The 700-nt window shown below is 71.1% G+C and carries 1 protein-coding gene; it reads right to left on the bottom strand.

Features of this window, described 5'->3' with window-relative positions:
• Window positions 1-700, bottom strand: a 700-nt coding sequence (locus tag IE108_RS34675) for a ketoacyl-synthetase C-terminal extension domain-containing protein (protein ID WP_189397858.1), incomplete at both ends; no start/stop codon positions are given.

Below are 700 nucleotides of genomic sequence, written 5' to 3'. Positions count from 1 at the left end.
CCCGCTCCAGAGCAGCCCCCGACCGCAGCACCTCGACCGGATCGAAGTCCACGAACGGCGCCAACGCCGCCGCACACTCCCCCAGCCGCGCCGCGAACACCGGCGACGAATCGAGGAGTTCACGGCCCATCCCCGCCCACTGCGTCCCCTGACCCGGGAACATCAGCACCGTCTGGCCGGAGGACTCCGGGACGGCGCCTTCCAGCGTGACCTCTCCCAGCGTCACCGAGCGGTGTTCCAGGGCCGAGCGTCCGGTGGCCAGGCTGTAGGCCACGTCGAGCGGGCGCGGCGAGGGCTCCTGGTCCAGGAGGGCGCGTACGCGTGCCTGCTGTTCCCGGAGGGCGCCCCGGGTCTTGGCGCTGACGACCAGCGGGACGACGGACAGGTCGCGCACCGCCTCCGGCCCTGCGACCGACTCGACCGCCGGTGCCTGCTCCAGGATCACGTGCGCGTTCGTCCCGCTCACCCCGAACGACGACACCCCCGCCCGACGCGGACGACCCACCTCGGGCCACTCACGCTGCTCGGCCAGCAACTCCACCGCACCCGCCGACCAGTCCACCCGCGACGACGGCTCATCCACATGCAACGTCCTCGGCAGCACACCATGCTCCAGAGCCATCACCATCTTGATGACCCCACCCACACCCGCAGCCGCCTGCGCATGCCCCACATTCGACTTCAACGAACCCAGCCACAA

The organism is Streptomyces parvulus, assembly GCF_014648855.1.
GTDB lineage: Bacteria > Actinomycetota > Actinomycetes > Streptomycetales > Streptomycetaceae > Streptomyces > Streptomyces parvulus.
The sequence above is the reverse complement of the archived record's forward strand: the minus strand, read 5'-3'. Positions and strand labels throughout refer to the sequence as shown.